The sequence below is a fragment of the Carboxydocella thermautotrophica genome, assembly GCA_003054495.1.
Taxonomy (GTDB): domain Bacteria; phylum Bacillota.
In genome coordinates this window covers 1,349,893-1,373,940 of the sequence record CP028514.1, presented here as the reverse complement: position 1 = coordinate 1,373,940, position 24,048 = coordinate 1,349,893, and the positions used below count along the sequence as shown (strand labels likewise).

Below are 24,048 nucleotides of genomic sequence, written 5' to 3'. Positions count from 1 at the left end.
CTCGAAGATTTCAGAAATTTTTTACAACATTTTTTCTATTTCATTTAAAGTAGTTATTGCAAGAGCATTACCAGTCCCCTCATCTATCTCCAAGATTGCACCATTAATTTGCCAGGGACCACTGGCGACCTCAAATTTTTGTGGCAGCTGGGTAATAAATTTGCGGATAACAATTTCGGGTTTTACTCCGAGGACAGAATAGTATGGTCCGGTCATTCCCAAATCAGTAATGTAGGCTGTTCCTCTGGGGAAAATTCTGGCGTCACAGGTAAGTACATGGGTGTGCGTACCGCATATTGCCGAGACCCGCCCATCAAAATACCAGGCCAGGGCCTGTTTTTCCGAAGTTGCTTCAGCATGAAAGTCTATGATGATTATTTTGGTCTCTTTTGTTAAACTTGATATAACATTCTCAAGGGTTCGGAAGGGACAGTCAAGTTGCTCCCCCATGAAAACTCTTCCTGCTAGTGAAACTACCCCTATTTTGAGATTATTTTTTAAACGAAAGATGCCCCAGCCTGTACCTGGAGTACCAGGGGGATAATTAGCAGGTCTTAATATTCTGGCCTCTTTATCAATAAAATTATAAATTTCTTTTTTATCCCAGACATGATTACCCATTGTTAATACATCAATACCAGCGAGGAATAGTTCATCAGCTATTTCCCTGGTTATACCATTACCACCAGCTGCATTTTCTCCATTGGCAATAACGAAATCTATCTCGTTAGTTTTTATTATATCCTGTAACCTTTCACTGATCGCTCTTCTTCCAGGCCTGGAGGTAATATCCCCCAGCATTAAGATGCGCATTCCATTCACCTCAACTAATTTTTATTAAAAACAAATACTCTCCCATTTTCACGGAAAGCTACTAAAGGGACATCATTGCTAGCAGCTCCACCCAGATTCAGTAAAAAATTATTAATAATCTCTTCATGTAGCCAGAGTACATCTTCTTCAACACTTCCCATATCCTCTACCAGTAACTTTTCCTCATACTCTCTTTTTAGAAGTTCAATCAACACATTGAGTTCATTTTTTTCAAAAGTAGTTAAGTCCCTTTTAAATTCCACCAAGCTGATTCCATGCATAGACGTTATAGAGAGATCCTGGATTTTAGCAGTCTGATTATTTAGATACAGTACGGTATTAATATAATCCGATACTTTATTTTTAAATTTATTAAATTGCTTATCCTCTAAGGGTGTTCGGATGCCAAAGGCAAAGGTAATGACCATTTGTTTTGGCTCATATATAATCTTCAGTATCTCGGGATAGCGGATCAAGAAAGAAATCAGTAAACCAGCATTGTCGTTTTCCATTGTTAGATTTTGTTTCAACTGTGTCACCCTTCCCAATAAATAACCCTAAAATCATATTATCATATATAACCAAGGAGAACAACACAAGCAAAAAGGAGAAGGAACAACCTTCTCCTTTAAAGTTACTTGGCATAATCGATTGCTCGCGTTTCTCGAATAACAACAACCTTAATTTGACCCGGATATTCAAGCTCCGATTCGATCTTCTTGACAATATCACGTGCCAATCGAACAGCTGTTAAATCATCGATTTTTTCTGGTTTGACCATTATTCTTATTTCGCGGCCCGCTTGAATAGCAAAGGATTTTTCTACTCCATCGAATTCATTGGCTATCTGTTCTAATTTTTCCAAACGTTTAATATATGCTTCCAGTGTCTCGCGGCGGGCGCCAGGACGAGCAGCTGAAATGGCATCAGCTGCAGCAACAAGAACTGATTCGATAGTAGTTGCCTCAATATCCCCGTGATGTGATGCAATCGCATTAATAACTTCTTTGGATTCTTTATATTTTTTGGCGAGATCAGCACCAATTTCTGTATGGGAGCCTTCTGTTTCATGGTCAACAGCTTTACCAATGTCATGTAGCAAACCGCAGCGTTTCGCTAATGTAACATCCACACCTAGCTCACTGGCCATCATTCCGGCCAGGTGTGCCACTTCAATAGAATGCTTTAGTACATTCTGGCCATAACTTGTACGATATTTCAAGCGACCAAGCAGTTTGATCAATTCTGGGTGCAAATTATGAACTCCGACTTCAAACGCCGCCTGTTCGCCAGCTTCTCTGATCTGCCCCTCAACTTCTTTCTTGGCTTTTTCTACCATTTCTTCTATACGGGCAGGATGTATTCTACCATCCAAAATTAGTTTCTCTAAAGCGATTCTGGCAATTTCACGGCGGATAGGGTCAAACCCTGACAGAATTACTGCTTCTGGTGTATCATCAATAATAAGATCTATTCCGGTAAGGGTCTCCAGGGTCCGGATATTCCTACCCTCCCGACCAATGATTCTCCCTTTCATTTCATCATTAGGCAAAGATACTACTGAAACAGTAATTTCTGCTACATGATCAGCAGCACAACGTTGAATTGCCTGAGCAATAATGTTTCTGGCCCTTTTCTCAGCCTCTTCTTTGGCATTGGTTTCAATTTCTTTTATCAAGACTGCTGCATCATGTTTTACTTCCTCCTCAATTTGGCTGAGAAGTAGGTTTTTGGCTTCTTCCGAAGTTAAACCCGAGATTCTTTCCAGTTCTTGCTTTTGGGTTAACAGAATATTTTCCAGTTCGCTTCTTAAATTGTTTATTTCTTCCTCTTTTTTGCTCAGTAGTTCTTCTTTTTTTTCTATGTTCTCCAGTTTTCGATCAAGGGTTTCTTCTTTTTGGGTTAAACGCCGTTCCATCCGTTGGATTTCTGCCCGGCGTTCCTTGTTTTCTCTCTCGACTTCCTGTTTCATTTTCAGGATTTCTTCTTTGGCTTCAACAAGAGCCTCTCTCTTTTTAGCTTCGGCGGCCTTTTCAGCCTCTTCGAGGATTTGTTTGGCTTCCGATTCAGCTTCCCCTATTTTTTTCTCAACGACATTCTGTCGGTATTTATAACCTCCCCAAAAAGCCAGAATAGCGCTGATAATGGCTAGTCCAATCCATAGTTCTATCACTTCGTCACCTCCAATGGATAAAAAAATAAACACCGAGCATTTCTCGGTCAATGTTATGCCTTTTCCTGTGGATAGAGTATGCCACTCTTAAAAGATTGTAAATTATTCCTGCTGATTTGTCAAGTTATACCCTAACTCAGCAAAGGCTCTGTTGATTAGTGAGTAAGAAAAACCCTGATTTAATAAATAACGATATATTCTTAGCTTTGCTTTATTATCTCCTTGTTTCATGCGTTTTTTTATAATATTTTTAACTTTTGTTTTTAGCTCTTCTTCAGTTAGATTATTTATCATTGCTTTAATAAATTCTTGATCCAATCCTTTCTCTTTGCTTTTGTTTAATATTTTTGTTGGACCAGCATTACTATAATTCCACAGCTCGTTGAAATAGGTTTGGCTCACTTTACAATCATTTACCAGGCCTTCTTCCTCCAGCTGGCTAACAACCTGATTTGCTAAATCGGAAGAAAAACCCTTTCTTTTTAATTTTTCGGTTATTTCCTTGCGCGTACGATCTTTTAAGGCTAATAATTTCAGGGCCGCCTGGTAAGCAGCCCTGAAACTTTTATTTTCTATGTTATTCATTTAGGATAACCTCCGCTGGGCTTGTTATATCAGCCCCTGCCAGAAGTTTTTGTTTAATTTTCTCTTCGATTTCCTGTAACAGCTCGGGATGCTCCTTTAAATATTCTTTAACATTTTCCCGGCCCTGGCCTAAACGCTCTCCTTCGTAGGAATACCAGGCCCCGGACTTTTTGATAATATCTATTTCCGTTGCAAGGTCAATTACGTTCCCTTCTCTGCTAATACCTTCACCATACATAATATCAAAATCCGCTTGTTTAAAGGGAGGAGCAACTTTGTTCTTTACTACTTTTACCCTTGTTCTGCTACCTACAACATCATTACCCTGTTTAATGGCCTCAACTTTTCTAACTTCCAGGCGGACGGAAGCATAAAACTTTAAAGCCCGACCACCGGGGGTGGTTTCCGGGTTCCCAAACATGACCCCAACCTTTTCACGGATTTGGTTGATAAAGATAGCAGTGCATCTGGATTTACTGATGGCTCCAGTTAATTTCCTTAAAGCCTGACTCATTAGTCGGGCCTGTAAACCTACATGGGAGTCTCCCATTTCCCCTTCAATCTCAGCGCGGGGGACTAAAGCTGCAACTGAGTCAACTACCAGCACATCAATAGCACCGCTTCTTACTAATGATTCAGCGATTTCCAGGGCCTGTTCCCCAGTATCAGGCTGTGATACTAACAGGTTATCTACATCAACCCCTAGCTTTCTCGCATAAACCGGATCTAAAGCATGTTCAGCATCGATAAAAGCTGCAATACCGCCGTTCTTTTGTGCTTCTGCAATTATATGCAGAGCAACAGTGGTTTTGCCGGATGATTCCGGGCCATAGATTTCTACCACCCGACCGCGGGGAACTCCGCCTACCCCTAATGCAATATCAAGGGAGAGGGCACCAGTAGGTATTACTTCAATATTCATTTTATTACTGGCTTCACCCAACCGCATAACCGCTCCCTTGCCAAATTGCTTCTCAATTTGACTCAGTGCAATTTCCAGTGCTTTTTGTTTATCCATTTATTTTTTCCTCCCATCCCCTGAACGGATGTTTGTTTTTATTTTATCAGTTCCCATTTCCCTGGTCAAGCTTTTTATTTCTGGCGATTCCGAGCAGGTTCGACATTGATTCGGCGTCCTCTTAAATAAGTTTTTTGCAAACAGTAATAGACTTTTTCAGCAATATCCTGCTGTATTTCGACAAAACTAAAGCGGCCCAGCAAACGAATGTTACCAATTTGTTTTTCTTCAATGCCAGCTTCTTCAACAATAAAAGAAATTAAATCCTTAACAGTAATTTCATCTTCTTTACCAACATTGATAAAGAATCGAACCATGCCTGGACCCGCTCCGGTGTTCTGGAACAAGGAATCGTCATCATTGTCCTCGATTTCATTGACTACAGTTTCTGCAGGCTCAATCCACCCAAATAATAGAGCAGCCGCAATATCCCTTAGCTCATATCTGGTTGTTAGCTCTTCAATGATCGGATAGTAATCTTCGAGTTTCAAATTGGACACAATTTGTTCAATTCGAGCAATTACATTTTCTTTTCTTCTTTCAGCTATGTCAGCCAGAGTAGGCAGCTTTTCCTTGCGAATCGAAGTATTGGCAAGTTTTTCAATCAGTCTTAGCTGTTTATATTCGCGGGGAACTACCAGGGTTATAGCAGTGCCTTGCCTGCCAGCCCGACCGGTACGACCAATTCTATGCACATAGGATTCAGGATCTTGTGGTACTTCATAATTGATAACATGACTGACATTGTCCACATCGATCCCGCGGGCAGCCACATCAGTAGCTACCAAAAACTCCAGTTTTCCTAGACGAAAAGAGTTCATAACCTTATCCCTTTGGCTCTGAGTTAAATCACCATGCAATCCGTCTACCGCATAGCCTCGGGCTTGTAAACTACCTACTAAGTCATCTACTCCTTTTTTAGTCCGACAAAAAATAATAGCCTGTGTAATTTGAGAGGCATCTAAGATCCGGCATAAAGCTGCAAGGCGTTCGTTTTCTCTTACCTCATAGTAGATTTGTTCAATTAATGGTACTGTGAGTTCATCTTTGCTAACAGTAATCCATTCTGGTTCATTAAGGTATTTTTTAGCCAAACTCAATATCGGTACGGGCATAGTTGCTGAAAACAATAATGTTTGTCTTGTTTCGGGCAAAAATTCAAAAATGGTCTGGATATCATCAATAAAACCCATATCCAGCATTTCATCAGCTTCATCCAGAACCACCATCTTGACATTGTTAAGAATTAGAGTCTTACGATTTAAATGGTCTAATATCCTGCCAGGAGTTCCAATGACAATCTGTACCCCTTTTTTCAAGGCATGAATTTGTCTCTCAATAGGTTGTCCACCATAAATCGGCAAAGTTTTTACTTCTTTAAACTTGCCAATCTTACTAATTTCTTCAGCAACCTGGATGGCCAATTCCCGGGTAGGAGTTAAAACCAATGCCTGTACTCCTTTATAGCGAGGATTGATTTTCTCCACAATCGGAATACCGAAGGCAGCAGTTTTCCCTGTTCCAGTCTGAGCTTGACCAATAACATCTTTATTGGCTAATAAGGGGGGAATTGCCTGGGTCTGAATTGGCGAAGGCTCTTCGAACCCCATTTCTTTGATAGCGCGATATACGTTTTTGCTTAATTGTAAATTTCCAAAAAAGTATTTTTCCTGTGACATTTACTAACTCCTTTCATTAAGGTATCTATTTGTTATGATCTGGTAAAGCAATTTCAAACCGTGAGCAGCTGCTTTTTTACGTATTTCTGCCCGGTCGCCTTTAAAGAACTGCTTTTCCACATAGGTGAACTCTGCAATTGCAATACCAAAATAAACTAGTCCCACTGGTTTATCAGGGGTAGCTCCACCCGGTCCTGCTATGCCTGTTATAGCAATTCCGCAATCAGCTCCAAGTCGTTCCTTTACTCCCTTTGCCATTTCCCGGGCACAAGGGGAACTGACAGCACCATACTTTTCGATAGTTTCTGTTTTAACGCCTAATAAATTTACTTTAACATCATTGGCATAAGCCACTATACCGCCCGAGAAATATTCAGAACTGCCGGGAAGATCGGTAATCTTGGCAGCTAATAATCCACCTGTACAGGATTCAGCAACCGCTAATCTCATGCTATATTGATTTAAAATTTGCGCAACTTTTTTATTGATAACCTCTACAGAACGCGACATCTTTTACCCTCCAGCCTGATATGTAATAATTTTATCATAATCCGCAGATATGGAAAAGCCTTCTTTCAGCGTTACTTGCCGAAAGAAGGCAGCAGGTTGTAAAATTCATCGCCCGTTAGAGTTTCTTTTTCTAAAAGAATATTGCTTAATTGAACTAAATCATTTTGATAATTACTAAAAATCTCCAAAACTATTTGTGATTCCATTTCCGCAATATCATTAATCTTTTCAGTTATGATTTCTTCCGGAATCCTTTCAGGATCGACCAGCTTTAAGCCACTCATTCCACAGTAAATGAGTTCCTTGATGTACAATAGAGCCTGTTGATAGTCCCCTTTGCTGCCCGTACTCTTTTCACCGAGAATAGTTTCTTCCGCCAACCCCCCGGCTAATAACACCCTGATTTTCTTTCTAATTTCACTTTCAGTTTTGATTGGCTCATCCTTTTCTGGTATTTGTCTGATAAAGCCTAATGCTTTGCCTCTGGGGACAATCGTAATCTGAGCTATGCTTTTGGGGAAATAAAATTCAGAAATAAAAGCATGACCTATCTCATGGACTGCGATTCTGAATTTTTCAGCATCACTTAATAGTGTGTCTCTGTGTTCACCTAAAAGAATTTTGTCAATCGCTTTTAAGAACTCCTCCTGCCCAATATGTTCTTTTCCGGAACGCAAAGCATAGATAGCCGCTTCATTAGCTACACTGGCCAATTGCGCTCCAGAAAAACCATAAGTTTGTTTAGCAATTGCATATAGATCCAGGTCAGGGCTGACAGGCTTGTTGCGTAAATGTATTTTTAAAATTGCTTCCCGCCCTTTAATGTCAGGTAAGCTTACTTCCACATGGCGATCAAAACGGCCAGGCCTTAATAGAGCATCGTCTAAAAGGTCAGGGCGGTTGGTTGCACCAATAACCAGAATGTGAACACTATCCTCCGGTTGGCAGCCATCCATTTCTACTAATAACTGATTCAATGTTTGGTCATACTCAACCTGATTGGCAACTCTGCCTCGTTTGCCCCCCACAACTTCCATTTCATCAATAAAAATAACCGCATGTCTTTTCTTTTCTTTCCTCGCTAGTTTACGGGCATCATTAAATAGGCGACGTACCTTTTTGGCACCATTACCGGCGAAAATTTCAACGAACTCAGATCCTGCAACAGAAAGAAAAACCGAATCAGTATAAGTTGCTGCCGCCTTGGCTAACAATGTTTTTCCGGTACCTGGAGGACCAGTTAACAAAATACCTTTGATTGGCCGGATACCCAGTCTTTGTACTTCTTGAGAAAGGTTAAGAAAATCCAGAGCTTCTTGTAGTTCTTTAATAGCGCGTTCCTGACCGCCAATATCGCTGAATTGTACCAGCTCATACTTTTTTTGGTTACTGAAAGGTAACCCGGGTATCAAATTTTTCATTAACAAGTACTGATAACCCAGCGCAAATATAGCTAACAGTAAAATCAAACCAAAATATTCCCGGACATATAACCAGGTGTAAAGTCCTATTGCCAGTATTGGTCCGTTTATATATAGAATCAATCTGTTCATGATATCCCCCTTCACCATAGAAATTAGCTGCTTGATAGTAAATTTACCGGTATCAATTCCACCAGGAAATTTTTATTTTGTTTCAAAATTAGCAAGGTTCCCTTATCGGTAACAACAATTTGCCCCTGTATGCGCTGTTGTGATAAATGCTGAACCAGCTCTTCAGCAGCAGTTAATTTCCTGTTTATTAATAATTCCAATATTTTATTCTTGTGTTTTTGCCAAAAAGTATCAATTTGCTTATTGCTTTCGGAAATAAAATAAATTTTATAATCAGGCGGTGTATTTTCTAAAATATTAACCAGGTTTTCAGAAAGGGTTGAAGAGAAGTTAAGCTTAATGTTAATTTGCTGGTCATTTACTTTTACTTGCATTACAGAAGGATTGTCCTTAAAAAGCTTTTCAATATTATTTTGGTTATATAAAAACAAGAGTCCAAAAATCATTACTCCCGTGAGCAAATTCACCAGGATAACCTTTTTCATAATATCACCTCAAAATTATTATAAAGAAAGATTTATTTATTTTCTTTATGATTTTAGAGGTAATAAAGGTAAAAAAAATAACCCCTGTTTTTTTCAGGGGTTAATGCCAATTTATTTCAGCGACAAATCCCAGCCATCTACTTCCTGGATGATTTTATAATTGGTTAAATCAAAGTGTATTGGTGTAACAGCAACATATCCTGCTTCAATCGCCCAGATATCTGTGTCTTGACTGGCATCTAGATCTATCGGTTCCCCGCCAATCCAGTAATAAACCCTGCCGCGCGGATCTCTTCGCTCGTGAAAAGCATTTTGATATCTTCTTTGACCCAGTCTGGTTACTTTTATTCCTTTCAGTTTATCCAGCGGCAGTGGCGGTACATTTACATTGAGAATAGTATCTTCTGAAATCCCATGTTCCAATAATTTTTCAACCATGTAGGCAGCGACTTTTCCAGTAGCTGCAAAGTTGAAGTCTTGATAGCTGGCCAATGAGACAGCAATTCCCGGGACTTCGTTTATAATAGCCTCAATGGCTGCAGAAACTGTGCCAGAATACAGAACATCCGTGCCCAGATTAGGGCCCTTGTTGATCCCGGATACAACTACATCAGGACGACTACCCGCAGTCAAAACCTCAATTCCTAGCTTTACACAATCGGCGGGTGTACCTTCAACTGACCAGGCTTGCACCCCGGTAATGCCAAAATCAACCTGTTCTACTTTCAGGGGCCAGTGAACAGTGATACCATGTCCTGTTGCACTTCTTTCCCGATCAGGGGCGACAACAAAAATTTCACCAAGGGGCTTTAGTGCTTCTACCAGGGCCCTGAGACCAGGGGCCCAGATCCCATCATCGTTGCTGATCAGGATACGCATTTATTTTCCCCCTATAACAAATATCTGAGATAAATATATGCTGAGCTGATAATTATCGAGACTATCATCAGGGGAAAAGCAATTCGCATAAAGCCAACAAATGTCATAGGATAGCCCTGACGTTCAGCCATCCCTGCCACAATAACATTGGCTGATGCACCGATAATGGTACCATTTCCCCCCAGACATGCTCCTAAAGACAAAGCCCACCATAAAGGTTCAATATTGCCCATGTTCCCCAGCTGGCCCATGGTTTTGATGAGCGGAATCATGGTAGCAACAAAGGGAATATTATCTACAAAGGCGGAAGCAATGGCAGAAACCCATAAAATTAACATTGCAGCAAAGGTGAGATTACCTTCAGTTATTTCCAGAGATTTTTCAGCCATGGCTTTGATTATTCCTACTTCTACCAACCCCCCTACCAGGATAAATAGTCCAATAAAGAAGAAGAGGGTTGGCCATTCTACCTCATGGAAGATTTTTTCCATATCAACTTTGCTAATTAACATCAAGAGGGTTGCACCAGCCATGGCAATTGTTGCAGATTCCAGGTGGAAGATTTGATGGGTAGCAAATCCAGCAATGGTTAAAGCCAAAACCAGCAGGGATTTTTTCAGAAGTAAAGGGTCTTTAATCTCTTTATAGGGATCAAAAGCCATTAAACGGGACTTTAGCTCAGGAGCAACATTTAAGTCTTTACGGTAAATCCATTTTAATAAGTAAATTGTTACAATAAAAATAATAATTATTACTGGTGCTAAATTCCAGATAAAGGCATTGAAAGTTAGCTCTTTAACCTGGCTGCCAATCATAATATTAGGAGGGTCACCAATTAAAGTAGCTGTACCACCGATATTAGACGCCAACACCTGGGATATTAAAAAAGGAATTGGATTAATTTTCAGTTCTCGAGTTATAGAAAAGGTGACTGGCACGATTAATAATACCGTAGTTACATTATCCAGAAAAGCAGACAGTACAGCAGTGATCGTCGCTAATGCCACCATGATAGCCATAGGTTCTCCTTTTGCCCAACGCGCTGCCACAATTGCCAAATATTGAAAAACCCCGGAGTGACGGGTTATACCGACAATGATCATCATCCCAGTCAACAGTCCTAAGGTGTTGAAATCAATATGATGCAAAGCTGTTTCTTGAGAGAGTGTGCCCATGATAAGTAAAACTGCCGCACCCAGGAGGGCCACAACCGTCCTATGTAACTTTTCCGAGATAATCACAGCATAGGTTAACAGAAAAACAATCCCGGCTACCCAAACCTGATTCATACCCATTCTCTCCTTTATACCTCATAGATAGACAAGGTCATAGTTTTTTCTTCTTTATTTAATGTTAGACCAAACATCACCTTTTTGTGTTTAAGGTTTTTATTAAGAAAATCAACTATATAGATCATTTCAGGATTAGCAGGTACTGTCTTAGTTGCCAGTAAAATGAGTTTATCCTTTTCCATTTCACTCATTTTCTCTTCTCCTTACTTTTGTTAATTGCTGTTAATCAGACTAAATGCTTCCGCACGGGTAGCATTATTAGTTTTAAAAATTCCTCTTACAGCTGAAGTGGTTGTATATGAGCCAGGTTTTTTAACTCCCCGCATGGTCATGCACATATGCTCTGCTTCCACAACTACCAGGACGCCCCGGGGCTGAAGGCATTCCATAATAGCATCTGCGATTTGACTGGTCAAACGTTCCTGAAGCTGAGGACGTTTAGCATACCCTTCGACAACCCTGGCTAATTTCGACAGTCCAGTTATTTTCCCTTTAGCTGGTATATAGGCTACATGAGCTTTGCCAAAGAAAGGCAAAAAATGATGTTCGCACATGGAATAAAATGGTATATCCTTGACTAAAACCATTTCATCATGGTCTTCAGTAAATAAAACCTGCAAATGTTCCCTGGGGTCATTTTCCAGTCCATGAAAAATCTCTTCGTACATGCGAGCTACTCTCTTGGGGGTATCCCTTAATCCTTCTCTTTCTGGATCCTCCCCTATTGCCTCCAGGATCATTCGCATAGCTGTTTCAATTTTTCTGATATCCATACTTCCACCCTTTCTATAATACCCCCAGAATCTTGTGAGTCTGAGGAATTATTCTTACCTCCCGATAAAATGGCTTTAAAATTTCTTGCCATTCTATCCATCGATTGGCCGGCGGTAATTCTGAACCAGTTTGGGGTTGTAATACTATATCAATTGCTATGGTACGTTCAGGCCCTAGCTGGGCAACTTGACCGATTTCTCGCCTGTCCGTCCTGCTATTAACTACTACTTTAATAAAACAGGATTTATTCATCGCTAATTCTAAAAATTTTTGGTGCTCTTCCCAGGGGGTCGGAGCTCCAGTAGCTGATTCCAGTTTAATATCCATAGCAATAATGTCAATGTAATCTAGAACTTGTTTAAGGTTATGTACCAGTATACCATTAGTTTCTAAATAGATTTTCCACCCCATTTGTTTTATTTTAGGTAAAAATTCTTGCAGAAAATCCGAGTGTAATAGGGGTTCACCACCCGTCAAACTCAAAGAATGATGTTTATCCGGATTAAATTTTTTTATTTGTTCTAGCAACTGTTCTACAGTAACTGGATTTGTTAATATGTTCCAACAACCCGTACCTGGAGGGAATTCAACTTTCCAGGTTTCTTGCGCATGCAAGGAATAACGGGTATCACAATATGCACAAGCAAGGTTACAACCGGCAAAACGAAGAAATAACTGGCGTAAGCCTACGACAGTACCCTCCCCTTGAAAGGATGACATCATTTCGATCAGAAAAGCTGCTTGCATTAATTAACTCCCCTTACTTTACAGCGGGCCAGCTTAATCGATTCAACTTCATTTGCCAGAGCGATCATTACCTGCTCTGCAAATTCTTCAGTATTTTCAATCCCTAATTCTCTCAGGCCGACAGTAGCGACTGGAGTTCCTTCTGTTTCTAGATTCAATCCAGTATGAATCAGGCATGATACCGGACTTAGAGTAGCTATTGACACCGAAAGTTTCTTATTTTCTAAATACAAGTCATCTCCTTTACGTTTTATTCCTTTCACGCCGTAATACTCCAGTTGTTCTTTAATAATAGCAATGAATAAGCGTTGAATAATTACCATTTTCTCCAGATCTAGATGAAAAATTTCAATAATAAAATGTAACATCCTGGGGCTATATATCCAGTCCTGAGCCAAAACGTCTTCTAAATCCACCATTTCAGATAATTCAACACGACAGGGACCGATAAAAGCTACGATACTATCGCCTTGAACTCTAAAATTGCGATATGCAAACAGCGATGAGAGCTGTTCTCCATTATATGTAAGCTCATGTTTAACCAGATATGTTTTCATTTTTACCCCTCCGATAAATAGCCCATGCTGTAGGGGATTCCCAAACTTTAACCCATCCTAATGCAATTTTTTTATCGGGCCATTCCTTTTTTATAACCTGATTTATTTGATGATACAAATAGAAAGCTAGGTTCTCTGCGGTAGGATTAAGCTCTCCTTCCCGAAACTCTGGTAAATCATTTATTAATTGATGATCAAGTTTTTTCAAATAACTGCGAACAATCTGTTTCAGTTTGCTGAAATCTATTAGCATCCCCAGGTCATCCAGTTCTTCGCCATAAATACCTACTTCTACAAACCAGGTATGACCATGTAATCTTGCGCAATCCCCGGGATAATTTCTAATGAGATGGGCCGCTGCAAAACTTTCCTTAATTGCTACTTCAAACACTTTTTTTCCTCCTTGTCCTGAGCGCCAACTTTACCACCCCTATATAGTATAACTACATTTACCCCTCCTTTTGCAAGTAAAAAATAAAACTTTGGAGGAAAATATCGTTTAATGTAGAATTTTTTCTTTGTAAAGGAGGCTTACTATGAGTAACCAAATATTCAGCGTAAAAAAAACTTGCCCGATATGTCATACAGTAGTTGAAGTTTATCGGGTAAAAAGCAGCAGTTATAGCCTTATTGGAAGAGACTCTGACTTTTGTCCCCAGTATAGTGGTATTAATCCCCTTCTTTATCAAGTAGCTGTTTGTCCCCAATGCCATTATGCTGCTCCCAGCAAAACTTTTGGAACCGATCACCCTTCCGAGGAAAAGGAAAGACTAAAAACTTTACTGCCTATATTAAAAGCTAAGGACCCTGAATTTAAGTTTGAGCCGAACTGGACATATGCTGCTATGGCTTTTGAGTTATTAATTCGCACTATGCAAATATGCAAAAAACCGCCCCATAAATTGGCTCCGCTATTTCTAAGAACAGCCTGGTGTTATCGTTTTTTGGGAAATCAAGAGAAAGAAATATTTTTTCTGGAACTAGCCTGTAAGCATTATGAAGAAAACTATTTAAATAGTTATACTCAGAATGAAATGTCGGAAGTAAGACAGCTCTATTTAATCGGTGAGTTAAAACGCAGACTGGGTAAATTTGATGAAGCCATTTTCTGGTTTAGTAAAGTTGTTTCCCATCCCCAAATTAAAAACGAACCTGAGGTAGAACGACTTGCGCGAGAGCAATGGTATATTACTAAAGAACAAAAACAGGAAAAAGATAACAAGAACTCGGCCCAACAACAAGCAAACGGCAATATTATGCCAAAAGAAATTAATTTAAACATAAAATTATATGAAAATCAGTACATTTGGCTAAAGTCATTTTTGCAAGAAATACCTTTACCTCCCCATCAAGCTATATCTGAATTTCTTAGTTTCTTGATCACTAGACTTCAAAAATCAGAAAATCTCAAGGACATCTATGATGAATTCAAAAACACCCTCTCCAGTTTTTAACTGGAAGAGGGTGTATTAATAATATGAATTGCACGTTTGATTGTTCTTTTTAACTCTGGAGAAACGTTAGGATCGTCAAGCATCTTCTGGAAGCTTTTAAGGGCCGGGGTGAATTTCAATTCAGCCAGAGTATATACTACTTTCTCCTGCACAATATAACTGCCGTTCTTTAACAGAGCGCTAAGGGCAAAGCCGCAACTTCGATCACCTATCATAGCCAGGGTTTCACAAATTGCCAGAATGATGGAAGCATCATCAGCTTGCAGTGCAGTGATTAAAAATGGTAATGCCTTTTGTTTGCCTAAATGTCCAATTGCATCAATTAGATAAATTTTTATCTCTTTGTCTGCCCTCGCATACCAGCTTTCCAGCAAAGGTAACCATCCTTGCCGATTACGATCTACAATTAAATCTAGTAAATACTTTATTTGTTCAGGATATAATCTGGCTAGAACCCCCATAGCTGAGTTGATGCCATGAGTTGGTCCACCTAATAACATACGGTCTTCGACTGTATTTATTATATCTTCTACAATCCAGGGGGTTATTATTTTACTCCCGGTTTTGTTCAGTTCTACTTGGCCATCTGCTTTTAGGTTTAACCAATTAGATGGAATCAAGTCAAGATCATATGAATCTTCTAGACTGTTTAGCAAACCTATACGGCATTTTTCCAGTTGTATAAGCTGGCTAAGATAAAAGTCCCAATCAGAATTGATGCCAACTAACCACAACTCTGTTCTAAATTGCCAGGTTAGCTGAAAGTCTTTATTGTCCTGCCATAATCTAATAAAATCGAGGATTTGTGGTTGCCACCTGGTGAGGAAATTGTACTGTTGCCGCCAGGCCATTTTAAATTTTGCCCAGATTTCCTCTGGCAAAGGAAAAGTTTCTGTCAAATAATGCATCGGCTGATCAAGCGCAATAGGAGATAACAAAAGAAACAAGAGGTCCTTTTCTTCGCCCTGTTCTGTCTGCCAGGGTGATATTTCAACCAATATTTCCTCAGCCATCCCCTGGCCTAGAACATTGGGGAAACCATGCTGGATCACAAACTTATCCTTTAGTAGCTCCTGGGCTAATACTGTATGCCACCAGGGCTCAAGCCGATGCAAAAACCAGAGGATATCTGGTAGCATGGTTTGCTCCAAATAGCCAACAGCTAACGGGCTTCTTGGTCCCCCCCAGCGATGGAAGCAGACATCCCGTACACTATTGGCTATTCTGTTCCAGTCTGGTGAAGGTCTGGGATTGCGCATATGCTTGCACTCCCTGTTTATAACCTAAGTTATAGGCATTAAGATTTATATCAAGCAAGTGGCTGGGAATTCTTTGCTGTAAAGCCTCTAAAATCGACGTGGAATCAAGCTCTTTTGTTAAGGCGGCAATCGCGCCTAGGGCTACAATGTTAGTTACAATTTCTTTACCGATATTTTCTTTAGCCAAACGGGTAAATGGAATCTTGAACAGCTGGCAATTAGTATTAACTGTATGGGGGACCAGGTCCTCATCGACTATTATGATTCCTCGCTCTTGGACGGAATTATGATATTTATCATAGGCCTCCTGAGACAAAGCCAATAATAATTCCGGCATTTCAACTTTGGGATAATCAATGGGCTCATCACTTATTTTAACTTCTGCCTTGGACGCTCCACCCCGTGCTTCCGGTCCATAGGACTGGGTCTGAACTACGTTTAGTCCCTGCCGGGTTGCGCCTTCAGCCAGCAAGATAGCTGCCAGAATTATCCCCTGTCCACCAGTACCTGATAAACGAAATTCTTTTAACATACTAGTTGTCCCCCTTTTGCCATCTGGCCTTTTGTGAAGCAATAAGCTCACCAAGTTCAGGCCGCTCCTCCTGATGTAAAATACCGATTAGGAACTTTCCTTCCGGTTTTACCCCCAGGTTTTTGGCTACATCAATATTCAATGCTCTTTCTTTTTGCCATTTCAGCATATCCGCCGGGTTGCCCATTCCATTTCTTCTGCCAAAGGCAACAGGACACTGAGTAATCACTTCTGTAACCGCAAATCCTTTGTGTTTTATTCCCTCGGCAATAAACTTTGCGGTTAACTGAGTATGATATGCTGTTGAACGCGCGACAAAGGTAGCACCAGCTCCTTTAGCCAGTTCAACCGTGTCAAAAGGCTGCTCAAGTTGTCCATAAGGTGCAGTGGTTGCTTTGCTTGTAGCTGGTGTCATAGGGCTTGCCTGCCCACCGGTCATTCCGTAGATCTGGTTATTAAATATTATGACATTCAAATCCAAATTGCGTCGGGCGGCATGGATAAAATGATTGCCGCCAATTGCTAATGCATCACCATCTCCCATTAAAACAAAGACTGATAAATGGGGCTTGGCCAGTTTAATACCGGTGGCAAAGGTTAAGGCCCGGCCATGGGTAGTATGAACAGTATTAAAGTCAAGGTAACCGCTGGCTCGAGCAGAACAGCCAATGCCGGAAACAATCACTACCTCATCCTGATTCAAGCCAGCCCTTTTAATGGCCCTGATAATGCCTGCCATGACCAAGCCATTGCCACACCCAGGGCACCAGATATGGGGTAAACGATCCAGCCGCAAAAATGGCTTCAGTTCAGTTAACATAAAGATCCCACCACCTTTTCCAAAATTTCATTAGGTGTGATCAGCTCCCCATCAATCCGGTGAATGCCCTGTACCTTACAAAGGCCGGCAACAACTCTTCCTATTTCCCTGGTAATCTGGCCCTGGTTCATCTCGACAACAAAAACTCTTTTTTTATTCTTGACAATGTTCCTAAGTGAATTATCCGGTAATGGCCAGAGGGTAATCAAACGCACAAGTCCTACTTTTAAACCATTAGCTCTTAGCTTGCGCATTGTAGCAAACGCGGATCTGGCAGAACAACCATAGCTAACCAGTAGATAATCTGCATCATCAGCATAATAGGTTTCATAAAGCTCAATTTCTTGTCGGTTTAGTTCAACCTTCCGCTGAATTCTTACGAGCTGTTCCTCAATAAGTTTGGGGTTATTCGTAGGAAAACCTTTAACATCATGGACTAAACCCGTTATGTGATAACGATACCCATGCCCAAAAGGTGCCAGCTGAATTCGCCCTTTTTCATCGGCCCGATAGGGCTGATATTCTTGAGGTGAAAGAGCAGGAAGTGCTCGCTCTGCCTTTTGAGCGAAATTTAATTCTTCGGCTATATTTATGCTTTCCCGCATATGTCCAATAACTTCATCCATAAGTAAGATAACTGGCATAGATAGTAGTTCGCTGAGCTCTACCGCCTTTTTAGTCAGGGTATAACATTCTTCTACACTCCAGGGGGTAAGTACAAGGGCTGGATGATCTCCATGAGTGCCCCAGCGTGCCTGTTGTACATCAGCCTGACCAGGGGCCGTCGGGACGCCTGTACTTGGCCCCATGCGCTGCACGTTTACTATCAGACAAGGGACTTCTGCCATATAACCATAGCCAATATTTTCTTGCATCAAGGAAAAGCCTGGGCCGCTGGTCGCAGTCATGGCTTTTACTCCAGCCATACTCGCACCTAATACCGCCCCCATACTGGCAATTTCATCTTCCATCTGGATGTATGTGCCTTGATATTTTGGCAGTTCAGTTGCCATCATTTCTGCAATCTCGGTAGACGGGGTTATCGGGTACCCCGCATAAAATCTAACTCCCGCAGCCAGTGCCCCATAGACACAGGCTTCGTTGCCTTGTACCAGTTTTCTCCCGCTCACCCCTCATTCCTCCTTGAACACTTCAATAGCATAATCAGGGCAATGTTCACTGCACATTTTACAGTTAATGCATTTTTCAGGACTTACAGCCACTGCCTTTCCCAAAAGAGATAGTTCCAGGACCTTTTGTGGGCAAAAAGCTACACAAATACCGCAACCTTTGCACCAGCGACTGTTAATTTCAATTTTAACCACTTTTTCCCCTCCCCGTTCTCTTTCTATACTTAATTATAATGTCTTTATTAGCAGAACAACAAGATAATTTTGTATTTTTTGAAAACTTTTTTTACATACTTTATATTTGACACCTATTTTTTGTATGGCGCATATATTGTCATTACCAGGGCAACAATAGTTAGTGGTGATGTTTATGGCCAAAGTTGTTGCCCTACTCCTGTTCCTGGCAGGAGTTGGCGCCACCCTCTACATTTTATACCGCTCCCTCTTGTCCCTCCTCAAAAACTAAGCCGGAGCCCCAGGCTCCGGCCTTTTTTCTAACTGGAATTTGACTTTTTACTAGCTCTTTGATAACCTTTTTGACGTAGTCTCTGTCTAACTACTTCAGCAGTTAATGGCGACCAGCTACTTCGGGCTTGTCGATCAACCTGACTTTCACAGCGGTCACAAATCGAACGGTCTTTAGGACGTTCTAGAGGTTCTTCACAAATTCTACACCACTGGCTCATAGACCTCATCCTTTCGCTCTCTTCTTACCAACAATATAGCTAGATAATATGGAATTTTCATTATTTTTTTCGCTAAGAGTTTTTTTTACCTGTCCAGATGTCAGTACATTCGTTAGTAAACATATATAACCATTTAGACTGTAGATAATACCGTTTAGCGTGCAATTAGACAGCTAGCCTTAAATTGTCCTGTTTGATAAAAAGGAGCGATACATGAATGAACCAATTCCCTCCTCTCCCTGAAGAGTATACAACCAAAATGCAGTCCTGGCTTGGCAATGAGTTCACCGCTTTTCTTAACTCCTACTCAACAACCGCCCGGAAAGGGTTAAGGGTAAACCTATTAAAGATCCAAACACATACTTTGAAGCAAGAGCTCCACTTTTTAGAAGAACCGGTCCCCTGGTGTAAGGAAGGTTATTATATATCCCGGTCAGCGAAAGCCGGGAATCACCCCTATCACCAGGCAGGCCTGTATTATTTGCAGGAGCCAAGTGCCATGGCCGTTGTAAGTGCTTTAGACCCCCGGCCTGGTGAATGGATCCTGGATTTATGCGCTGCTCCTGGCGGAAAATCTACCCAAATAGCTGCCCGCCTGGGCGGTCAGGGATTGCTATGGTCTAATGAACCATCTGCAACCAGACTAAAAGTGCTGGCAGAAAATATAGAACGACTGGGAGTTGGTAACTGTATAATCAGCAACGAACTGCCTGCCAAACTAGCTCAAAAATTACCTCAGGTTTTTGATAAAATTGTTGTTGATGCTCCTTGTTCAGGGGAAGGAATGTTCCGCAAAAATCCTAGTTTGCGAGCTCAGTGGACCTGGCGCGGGGTGGAATTCTGTGCTGAACGCCAGAAAGAAATACTCTCTGCCGCTGTGACAATGCTCAAACCAGGAGGTACCCTGGTTTACTCAACTTGCACCTTTAACCCTGTTGAAAATGAAGGGGTAATTGACTGGCTTTTGACTCATTTTCCCGAATTAAGTCTAATTTCCCATCCAGATCCCTTACCTGTTTTTGATGGCGGACATCCCGAATGGCTTCTCTTAAATAATCGCGAGCTGGAAAAATGCACTAGATTGTGGCCTCATAAACTGGAAGGCGAAGGCCATTTCATTGCTCTTTTGAGAAAAACAGAAACGGGTATCTCTTCAAAGATCCAACGAGCTAATGTTAATATAACAAATTCAGCTTTGAAAACGTGGCAAGCATTCGCAAAAGATTTTTTGGATAGCTGCCCAGAAGGATTTTATTTTGAAAGAAACCAGCATCTTTTCTGGCTCCCCTTACAGCCCCCTGATTTTAATGGGCTTAAAATTTTGCGTCCTGGACTGCTTTTAGGAGCATTCAAGAAAAATCGGTTTGAGCCTGCTCATAGTGCCGCTCTAGCCTGGCCGTTAATTAAAACAATTAATAATGTTGAATTTGGACCTGATGATCAACAATTATTCCAATACTTTGCTGGCCATCCTCTACCTGCTTCAGGCAATAAAGGCTGGCTAACTATAACAGTAAATGGTTTTCCAGTAGGCTGGGGTAAAGATGATGGACATTTAATTAAAAATCATTATCCAAAGGGATTAAGATGAAGCCCCGGCATTTTGCCGGGGCTTCTTTTACACTTCTGCACCAATACCGGTATTGGCCCGTACGTAGAGTTCTTCGAATTTCTCTTCGGCTTCCGGTTCACGATAGAACAAGCTGCCCAGATAGGCACCCAGGAATCCTAACGGAACAGAAACAATAGCCGGATTCTTCAGTGGAAAGATTGCAGTCTTTGGATCCATCACATTGGGGCCTAGCAGGAGGAAAATGATACAGGAAGCCAGGCCAACCAGGATACCGGTTACAGCACCACCAGTATTGAACTTCTTCCAGAATACCGAGAAGACAATAACCGGCACATTGGCAGAGGATGCAACTGCGAAGGCCAGAGCTACCAGATGGGCGACGTTTTGGCCTTTAGCTAGAAGCCCCAAAATTATTGCTACAATACCAACAGCTACAGTTGTTCTCTTCGCGACTTTAACCTGAGTAGCTTCATCCACATTGCCACCCTTAATTACATTAGTGTAAAAATCATAGGCAAAGGCACTGGATGCAGCCAGAGTCAAACCGGCAACTACTGCTAAGATTGTAGCGAAAGCAACCGCAGAAACGAAAGCTAAACCAGCTTCACCACCAATTGTATTAGGTCCACCGAATAGATATTGGGCCAGCATTGGAGCTGCCATATTACCGCCTTTTTCAGCAGCTTTGACCGCATCTGCTCCAACAAAGTATGCTGCTCCGAATCCAAGGAAAGTTGTCATAATGTAGAATGAACCGATTAAAATCATTGCCCAAACAACGGATTTCCGGGCCTCTTTTGCAGTAGGTACAGTATAGAAGCGCATGAGAATATGAGGCATTCCCGCAGTACCTAAAACTAGCGCTAATCCTAATGAGATTAATTCAATGGGATTCTTATATAATTTCCCTGGCTCCAGGAATGATTGGCCGTACTTCTGGCTTAAACCGCCAAAAAAGTCCACGAAATTGAAGTTAAATTTTACTAAAACCGCAAAGCTTAAAACAATTGCACAAGCCATTAATAATCCCGCTTTTATGATTTGTACCCAGGTGGTTGCCAGCATACCACCGAAGGCAACATATAAGATCATCATTATACCGATTATAATAATGGAGGTTTCATAGGATAAGCCGATTAGCATTTTAATTAAGCTACCTGCACCCACCATTTGGGCTAATAGATAAAAGGTGGAGATAACTAGAGTAGAAAGGGCTGCTGCAGTCCGCACCGGCTTGGGTTTTAAGCGGTAAGCCAGCATATCGGCCATGGTATATTTACCGCTATTTCGTAAGGGTTCGGCTACGACCAGTAGAACAGTAATATATGCTACCAGCCAACCTACAGAATACATAAAACCATCATAGCCATTTAAAGCAATGAGTCCAGCAATCCCCAGAAATGAAGCGGCACTCATATAGTCACCGGCTATAGCAAAACCGTTCTGAATACCACTTAAGCTGCGGCCAGCAGCATAGAATTCGGCAGTAGTTTTAGTACGTCGTGCTGCCCAGTAAGTAATAATCAGGGTAGCAAGAACAACAAGAGCAAATAGACCAAAAGTAATAATCTTCATCTACCCTTCCCCCCCTGTTGTTGCTTAATTTTTTCTGCCAGCGGATCAAAGGTATTATTAGATACTGAGCTATAAAGTCCGGCAATTATCCAGGCTACGAAAAACTGGGAAAGTGCAAATAAATAGCCAAAATTAATAGCACCAACAATCTTTGTTTTCATTAAGCCAGGGGCATAACCAGCTAAAATAGGAAGTGCAAAGTAATAAACAAAAGAAAATATGATGGTAGGAATCAAAAATTTTCCTTTGGCGTTAATAAGAGTTTTAAAATCAGGACTATCAGCGATTTTTTTCCATTCAGCCTGGGAACGTTTTGGATGTTCAATTACGTTCTGACCCATTCCGACCTCAGTATTAATGCTCATACTGCCACTCCTTTCTTAAATTAATTGAGGTTAGTTATTGTCTGCTACGGGCTCCTGGCCTCAAATTACCTCCTTTCCGAATACTGAATTGTTTAGTCATATTATAAGCCAGCCCCTAAAATTCGACGAGAAAAATCCCGGGAAAAAACAGAGATAGTCACTAAACTGCTCAAAAACATGAATATTTGTTAACTAAAACATTTAGCTACATTTTAGTTTTGCACTGAATTGCTATTCATATAAAACTTTTTGCCTTTCGCTCTACCATTTAGGGTAAAAAAAAGACCTATCCTATGTCTGGATAGATCTTAACATTCTCTTATATTGAGCAGGATTAACAGATTTAAAAAAAACTCTTCTCCCGCATATTTTACAAACTGGGCGTACCTGATTTGTGATTGGATCGCGTCGTTTAATGATTTTGGATTCATCATAATGTTCATATCCGCATTTGCATACTATGGACATTTGCTGATGTAACCTCCTTGGCATTAAAATGCAGGAATTAAGGTCAGCAAAAAGAGCAACCCTCCCAGACTACTCATAACCGCTCCAAAAGCTTTATAACCAAAGGAAGTTTTTCCACTTAATCCAAAGAAAAAATATATACCTGCAGCAAACATAACTCCGCTAATAACTGTTCCATACATATGGGCCATTAAAGTTGACCAATCCATGCTATTTCCCCCTTTTATTTCTCTTATTTCAATTATAGTGACAATTCTGGCAGTTCTACCATCCTCTGATTGTGCCAAAAAAAGACTACCCCGGAGGGTAATCTTTTTGCTCCAGATGAACTAAATATTCTATATGCTGAGATTTTCGTGAACAGAAGGATATAGAAATTTAAGGCAGAAAAATGCCAGGATTACGAATAAGAAACTGATAATAGCCAACCAGGCTGATTTTGTGCCACGCCAGTTTTGCGTTCTCCATAAATGTAAGTACAATGCGTACACAAGCCAGGAGATCAAAGCCCAGGTCTCGATGGGATCCCAGCCCCAGAAACGCCCCCAGGCTTTATATGCCCAAACTGCTCCTGAAGCAATCATTACAGCAAGGTTAAAGAATCCTATACCTGCAAGCCGATATTGCCATTTCTCGAAAATCTCTTTTCTTTCACGCAGATATAGAGCAGCAGCTACAGCCGAAAGCAAACAGGAACCATAGGACAGTTTAGCAAAGAGCACATGTATGGTCAGCCAGTAAGTAGCATATGAAGGTGGAAGTTCTGTTTGCTGGGGGGTTTGGAAGACAGCATAAGCTATAACTACCATAGCCAAAGGATATACGATAAGGGCGCCGTTTTTTAGTTCAGGTAACTTATAGCTTAAAATACCGAAAAACAATAAGGCTACCCACATGTCAGAAATTAATACTTCATAAAAATTATGATAGGGGCCATGATTAACCTCTATCCAGCGTAGAATTAACGCTATAGTATGAAAAACAAAGCCGATTATACCTGAATAATTACTAAACCTAAGCAGAATGGGTTTATACCAGTAGCTGTGAACAACCCAAAAAACAAAGGCGACACCATAGAAACTAACGCTTGTCCATAAATTTATTACTTGAAGTTTAAACAT

At 40.9% G+C, this 24,048-nt stretch carries 27 protein-coding genes; 2 read left to right on the top strand and 25 right to left on the bottom strand.

Going from position 1 to position 24,048, the window contains the following annotated elements:
* Nucleotides 1–21 precede the first annotated feature (21 nt).
* The 16 genes from CTH_RS06920 to queD all read right to left on the bottom strand — a co-directional run bounded on the left by CTH_RS06920 (nt 22) and on the right by queD (nt 13,456).
* Entirely contained in the window at nt 22–813 is a 792-nt protein-coding gene (locus tag CTH_RS06920; RefSeq protein ID WP_078664401.1) for a TIGR00282 family metallophosphoesterase, read from the bottom strand.
* 14 nt (nt 814–827) lie between these two features.
* Nucleotides 828–1,343 carry a hypothetical protein gene (locus CTH_RS06915; protein ID WP_143311769.1) on the bottom strand — a complete coding sequence of 172 codons (516 nt, stop codon included), beginning with the start codon at nt 1,341–1,343 and terminating at the stop codon, nt 828–830.
* A gap of 104 nt (nt 1,344–1,447) precedes the next feature.
* A complete protein-coding gene (gene rny / locus CTH_RS06910) occupies nt 1,448–2,959 on the bottom strand; it encodes a ribonuclease Y (RefSeq protein WP_432612290.1) in 1,512 nt (503 codons plus the stop codon).
* Between the two features lie 129 nt (nt 2,960–3,088).
* Nucleotides 3,089–3,571 (bottom strand): regulatory protein RecX, encoded by a 483-nt coding sequence (locus tag CTH_RS06905; protein ID WP_078664399.1) that lies wholly within the window; start codon nt 3,569–3,571, stop codon nt 3,089–3,091.
* Entirely contained in the window at nt 3,564–4,589 is a 1,026-nt protein-coding gene (gene recA / locus CTH_RS06900; RefSeq protein ID WP_078664398.1) for a recombinase RecA, read from the bottom strand. The genes CTH_RS06905 and recA overlap by 8 nt, the downstream gene beginning before the upstream one ends.
* A 74-nt stretch (nt 4,590–4,663) precedes the next feature.
* The gene (locus CTH_RS06895; protein ID WP_107753394.1) at nt 4,664–6,268 is read right to left on the bottom strand and encodes a DEAD/DEAH box helicase; all 1,605 of its coding nucleotides are present in this window, start codon (nt 6,266–6,268) and stop codon (nt 4,664–4,666) included.
* 3 nt (nt 6,269–6,271) lie between these two features.
* The gene (locus CTH_RS06890; RefSeq protein ID WP_078664396.1) at nt 6,272–6,778 is read right to left on the bottom strand and encodes a CinA family protein; all 507 of its coding nucleotides are present in this window, start codon (nt 6,776–6,778) and stop codon (nt 6,272–6,274) included.
* Between the two features lie 71 nt (nt 6,779–6,849).
* Nucleotides 6,850–8,331: an AAA family ATPase gene (locus CTH_RS06885; protein WP_107753392.1), complete on the bottom strand. Its 1,482-nt coding sequence runs from the start codon at nt 8,329–8,331 to the stop codon at nt 6,850–6,852.
* A 23-nt stretch (nt 8,332–8,354) separates the two neighbouring features.
* Nucleotides 8,355–8,816 carry a hypothetical protein gene (locus CTH_RS06880; protein WP_079933628.1) on the bottom strand — a complete coding sequence of 154 codons (462 nt, stop codon included), beginning with the start codon at nt 8,814–8,816 and terminating at the stop codon, nt 8,355–8,357.
* A 111-nt stretch (nt 8,817–8,927) separates the two neighbouring features.
* Complete coding sequence (surE, locus tag CTH_RS06875) at nt 8,928–9,695, bottom strand: 5'/3'-nucleotidase SurE (protein WP_078664394.1); 768 nt, start codon at nt 9,693–9,695, stop codon at nt 8,928–8,930.
* 11 nt (nt 9,696–9,706) lie between these two features.
* Nucleotides 9,707–10,990, bottom strand: coding sequence for an ArsB/NhaD family transporter (locus tag CTH_RS06870; protein WP_078664393.1), 1,284 nt, complete (start codon nt 10,988–10,990; stop codon nt 9,707–9,709).
* Between the two features lie 8 nt (nt 10,991–10,998).
* Nucleotides 10,999–11,178 carry a YpmA family protein gene (locus CTH_RS06865; RefSeq protein ID WP_078664392.1) on the bottom strand — a complete coding sequence of 60 codons (180 nt, stop codon included), beginning with the start codon at nt 11,176–11,178 and terminating at the stop codon, nt 10,999–11,001.
* Nucleotides 11,179–11,199: 21 nt separating this feature from the next.
* Nucleotides 11,200–11,760, bottom strand: a complete 561-nt coding sequence (gene folE / locus CTH_RS06860) for a GTP cyclohydrolase I FolE (protein ID WP_078664391.1) — start codon at nt 11,758–11,760, stop codon at nt 11,200–11,202.
* A 13-nt stretch (nt 11,761–11,773) separates the two neighbouring features.
* A complete protein-coding gene (locus CTH_RS06855; protein ID WP_107753388.1) occupies nt 11,774–12,508 on the bottom strand; it encodes a 7-carboxy-7-deazaguanine synthase QueE in 735 nt (244 codons plus the stop codon).
* Complete coding sequence (locus CTH_RS06850; protein WP_078664389.1) at nt 12,508–13,065, bottom strand: DUF366 family protein; 558 nt, start codon at nt 13,063–13,065, stop codon at nt 12,508–12,510. Before CTH_RS06850 ends, CTH_RS06855 begins: the two co-directional genes overlap by 1 nt.
* Nucleotides 13,046–13,456 (bottom strand): 6-carboxytetrahydropterin synthase QueD, encoded by a 411-nt coding sequence (queD, locus tag CTH_RS06845; protein ID WP_078664388.1) that lies wholly within the window; start codon nt 13,454–13,456, stop codon nt 13,046–13,048. Before queD ends, CTH_RS06850 begins: the two co-directional genes overlap by 20 nt.
* Before the next feature lie 145 nt (nt 13,457–13,601).
* Between queD and CTH_RS06840 the strand changes: the two genes are divergently transcribed.
* Nucleotides 13,602–14,519, top strand: a complete 918-nt coding sequence (locus CTH_RS06840) for a DUF2225 domain-containing protein (RefSeq protein WP_078664387.1) — start codon at nt 13,602–13,604, stop codon at nt 14,517–14,519.
* Here CTH_RS06840 and CTH_RS06835 read toward each other — a convergent pair.
* The 5 genes from CTH_RS06835 to CTH_RS06815 are packed head-to-tail and all read right to left on the bottom strand — an operon-like array spanning nt 14,516 to nt 18,455.
* Complete coding sequence (locus tag CTH_RS06835) at nt 14,516–15,778, bottom strand: HEAT repeat domain-containing protein (protein WP_143311767.1); 1,263 nt, start codon at nt 15,776–15,778, stop codon at nt 14,516–14,518. The two genes, CTH_RS06840 and CTH_RS06835, sit on opposite strands and share 4 nt — an antisense overlap.
* Nucleotides 15,732–16,310, bottom strand: coding sequence for a 2-oxoacid:acceptor oxidoreductase family protein (locus CTH_RS06830; RefSeq protein ID WP_079906853.1), 579 nt, complete (start codon nt 16,308–16,310; stop codon nt 15,732–15,734). The genes CTH_RS06835 and CTH_RS06830 overlap by 47 nt, the downstream gene beginning before the upstream one ends.
* Before the next feature lies 1 nt (nt 16,311).
* Nucleotides 16,312–17,130 (bottom strand): 2-oxoacid:ferredoxin oxidoreductase subunit beta, encoded by an 819-nt coding sequence (locus CTH_RS06825; protein WP_078664384.1) that lies wholly within the window; start codon nt 17,128–17,130, stop codon nt 16,312–16,314.
* A complete protein-coding gene (locus CTH_RS06820) occupies nt 17,124–18,260 on the bottom strand; it encodes a 2-oxoacid:acceptor oxidoreductase subunit alpha (RefSeq protein ID WP_078664383.1) in 1,137 nt (378 codons plus the stop codon). The genes CTH_RS06825 and CTH_RS06820 overlap by 7 nt, the downstream gene beginning before the upstream one ends.
* A 3-nt stretch (nt 18,261–18,263) precedes the next feature.
* Complete coding sequence (locus CTH_RS06815) at nt 18,264–18,455, bottom strand: 4Fe-4S dicluster domain-containing protein (RefSeq protein ID WP_242946622.1); 192 nt, start codon at nt 18,453–18,455, stop codon at nt 18,264–18,266.
* 708 nt (nt 18,456–19,163) lie between these two features.
* Here CTH_RS06815 and CTH_RS06810 point away from each other — a divergent pair.
* Nucleotides 19,164–20,537, top strand: coding sequence for an RsmF rRNA methyltransferase first C-terminal domain-containing protein (locus CTH_RS06810; protein ID WP_078664381.1), 1,374 nt, complete (start codon nt 19,164–19,166; stop codon nt 20,535–20,537).
* Between the two features lie 27 nt (nt 20,538–20,564).
* Here the strand turns inward: CTH_RS06810 and CTH_RS06805 are convergent, their stop codons facing one another.
* The 4 genes from CTH_RS06805 to ccsA all read right to left on the bottom strand — a co-directional run bounded on the left by CTH_RS06805 (nt 20,565) and on the right by ccsA (nt 24,048).
* Entirely contained in the window at nt 20,565–22,094 is a 1,530-nt protein-coding gene (locus tag CTH_RS06805) for a solute symporter family protein (protein WP_107753386.1), read from the bottom strand.
* Nucleotides 22,091–22,459, bottom strand: a complete 369-nt coding sequence (locus tag CTH_RS06800; RefSeq protein WP_200803449.1) for a DUF485 domain-containing protein — start codon at nt 22,457–22,459, stop codon at nt 22,091–22,093. Before CTH_RS06800 ends, CTH_RS06805 begins: the two co-directional genes overlap by 4 nt.
* A gap of 491 nt (nt 22,460–22,950) precedes the next feature.
* Nucleotides 22,951–23,136 carry a hypothetical protein gene (locus tag CTH_RS06795; protein WP_078664380.1) on the bottom strand — a complete coding sequence of 62 codons (186 nt, stop codon included), beginning with the start codon at nt 23,134–23,136 and terminating at the stop codon, nt 22,951–22,953.
* Nucleotides 23,137–23,265: 129 nt separating this feature from the next.
* The gene (ccsA, locus tag CTH_RS06790; protein WP_078664379.1) at nt 23,266–24,048 is read right to left on the bottom strand and encodes a cytochrome c biogenesis protein CcsA; all 783 of its coding nucleotides are present in this window, start codon (nt 24,046–24,048) and stop codon (nt 23,266–23,268) included.

Bases quoted from the DNA above. Each gene is read 5' to 3' on its own strand.
- CTH_RS06920 (WP_078664401.1), bottom strand. From the start codon at position 813: ATGCGCATCTTAATGCTGGGGGATATTACCTCCAGGCCTGGAAGAAGA.
- CTH_RS06905 (WP_078664399.1), bottom strand. From the start codon at position 3,571: ATGAATAACATAGAAAATAAAAGTTTCAGGGCTGCTTACCAGGCGGCC.
- recA (WP_078664398.1), bottom strand. From the start codon at position 4,589: ATGGATAAACAAAAAGCACTGGAAATTGCACTGAGTCAAATTGAGAAG.
- CTH_RS06895 (WP_107753394.1), bottom strand. From the start codon at position 6,268: ATGTCACAGGAAAAATACTTTTTTGGAAATTTACAATTAAGCAAAAAC.
- CTH_RS06890 (WP_078664396.1), bottom strand. From the start codon at position 6,778: ATGTCGCGTTCTGTAGAGGTTATCAATAAAAAAGTTGCGCAAATTTTA.
- CTH_RS06885 (WP_107753392.1), bottom strand. From the start codon at position 8,331: ATGAACAGATTGATTCTATATATAAACGGACCAATACTGGCAATAGGA.
- CTH_RS06880 (WP_079933628.1), bottom strand. From the start codon at position 8,816: ATGAAAAAGGTTATCCTGGTGAATTTGCTCACGGGAGTAATGATTTTT.
- surE (WP_078664394.1), bottom strand. From the start codon at position 9,695: ATGCGTATCCTGATCAGCAACGATGATGGGATCTGGGCCCCTGGTCTC.
- CTH_RS06870 (WP_078664393.1), bottom strand. From the start codon at position 10,990: ATGGGTATGAATCAGGTTTGGGTAGCCGGGATTGTTTTTCTGTTAACC.
- CTH_RS06865 (WP_078664392.1), bottom strand. From the start codon at position 11,178: ATGAGTGAAATGGAAAAGGATAAACTCATTTTACTGGCAACTAAGACA.
- folE (WP_078664391.1), bottom strand. From the start codon at position 11,760: ATGGATATCAGAAAAATTGAAACAGCTATGCGAATGATCCTGGAGGCA.
- CTH_RS06855 (WP_107753388.1), bottom strand. From the start codon at position 12,508: ATGCAAGCAGCTTTTCTGATCGAAATGATGTCATCCTTTCAAGGGGAG.
- CTH_RS06850 (WP_078664389.1), bottom strand. From the start codon at position 13,065: ATGAAAACATATCTGGTTAAACATGAGCTTACATATAATGGAGAACAG.
- CTH_RS06840 (WP_078664387.1), top strand. From the start codon at position 13,602: ATGAGTAACCAAATATTCAGCGTAAAAAAAACTTGCCCGATATGTCAT.
- CTH_RS06835 (WP_143311767.1), bottom strand. From the start codon at position 15,778: ATGCGCAATCCCAGACCTTCACCAGACTGGAACAGAATAGCCAATAGT.
- CTH_RS06830 (WP_079906853.1), bottom strand. From the start codon at position 16,310: ATGTTAAAAGAATTTCGTTTATCAGGTACTGGTGGACAGGGGATAATT.
- CTH_RS06825 (WP_078664384.1), bottom strand. From the start codon at position 17,130: ATGTTAACTGAACTGAAGCCATTTTTGCGGCTGGATCGTTTACCCCAT.
- CTH_RS06810 (WP_078664381.1), top strand. From the start codon at position 19,164: ATGAACCAATTCCCTCCTCTCCCTGAAGAGTATACAACCAAAATGCAG.
- CTH_RS06805 (WP_107753386.1), bottom strand. From the start codon at position 22,094: ATGAAGATTATTACTTTTGGTCTATTTGCTCTTGTTGTTCTTGCTACC.
- CTH_RS06800 (WP_200803449.1), bottom strand. From the start codon at position 22,459: ATGAGCATTAATACTGAGGTCGGAATGGGTCAGAACGTAATTGAACAT.
- CTH_RS06795 (WP_078664380.1), bottom strand. From the start codon at position 23,136: ATGGATTGGTCAACTTTAATGGCCCATATGTATGGAACAGTTATTAGC.
- ccsA (WP_078664379.1), bottom strand. From the start codon at position 24,048: ATGTTTAAACTTCAAGTAATAAATTTATGGACAAGCGTTAGTTTCTAT.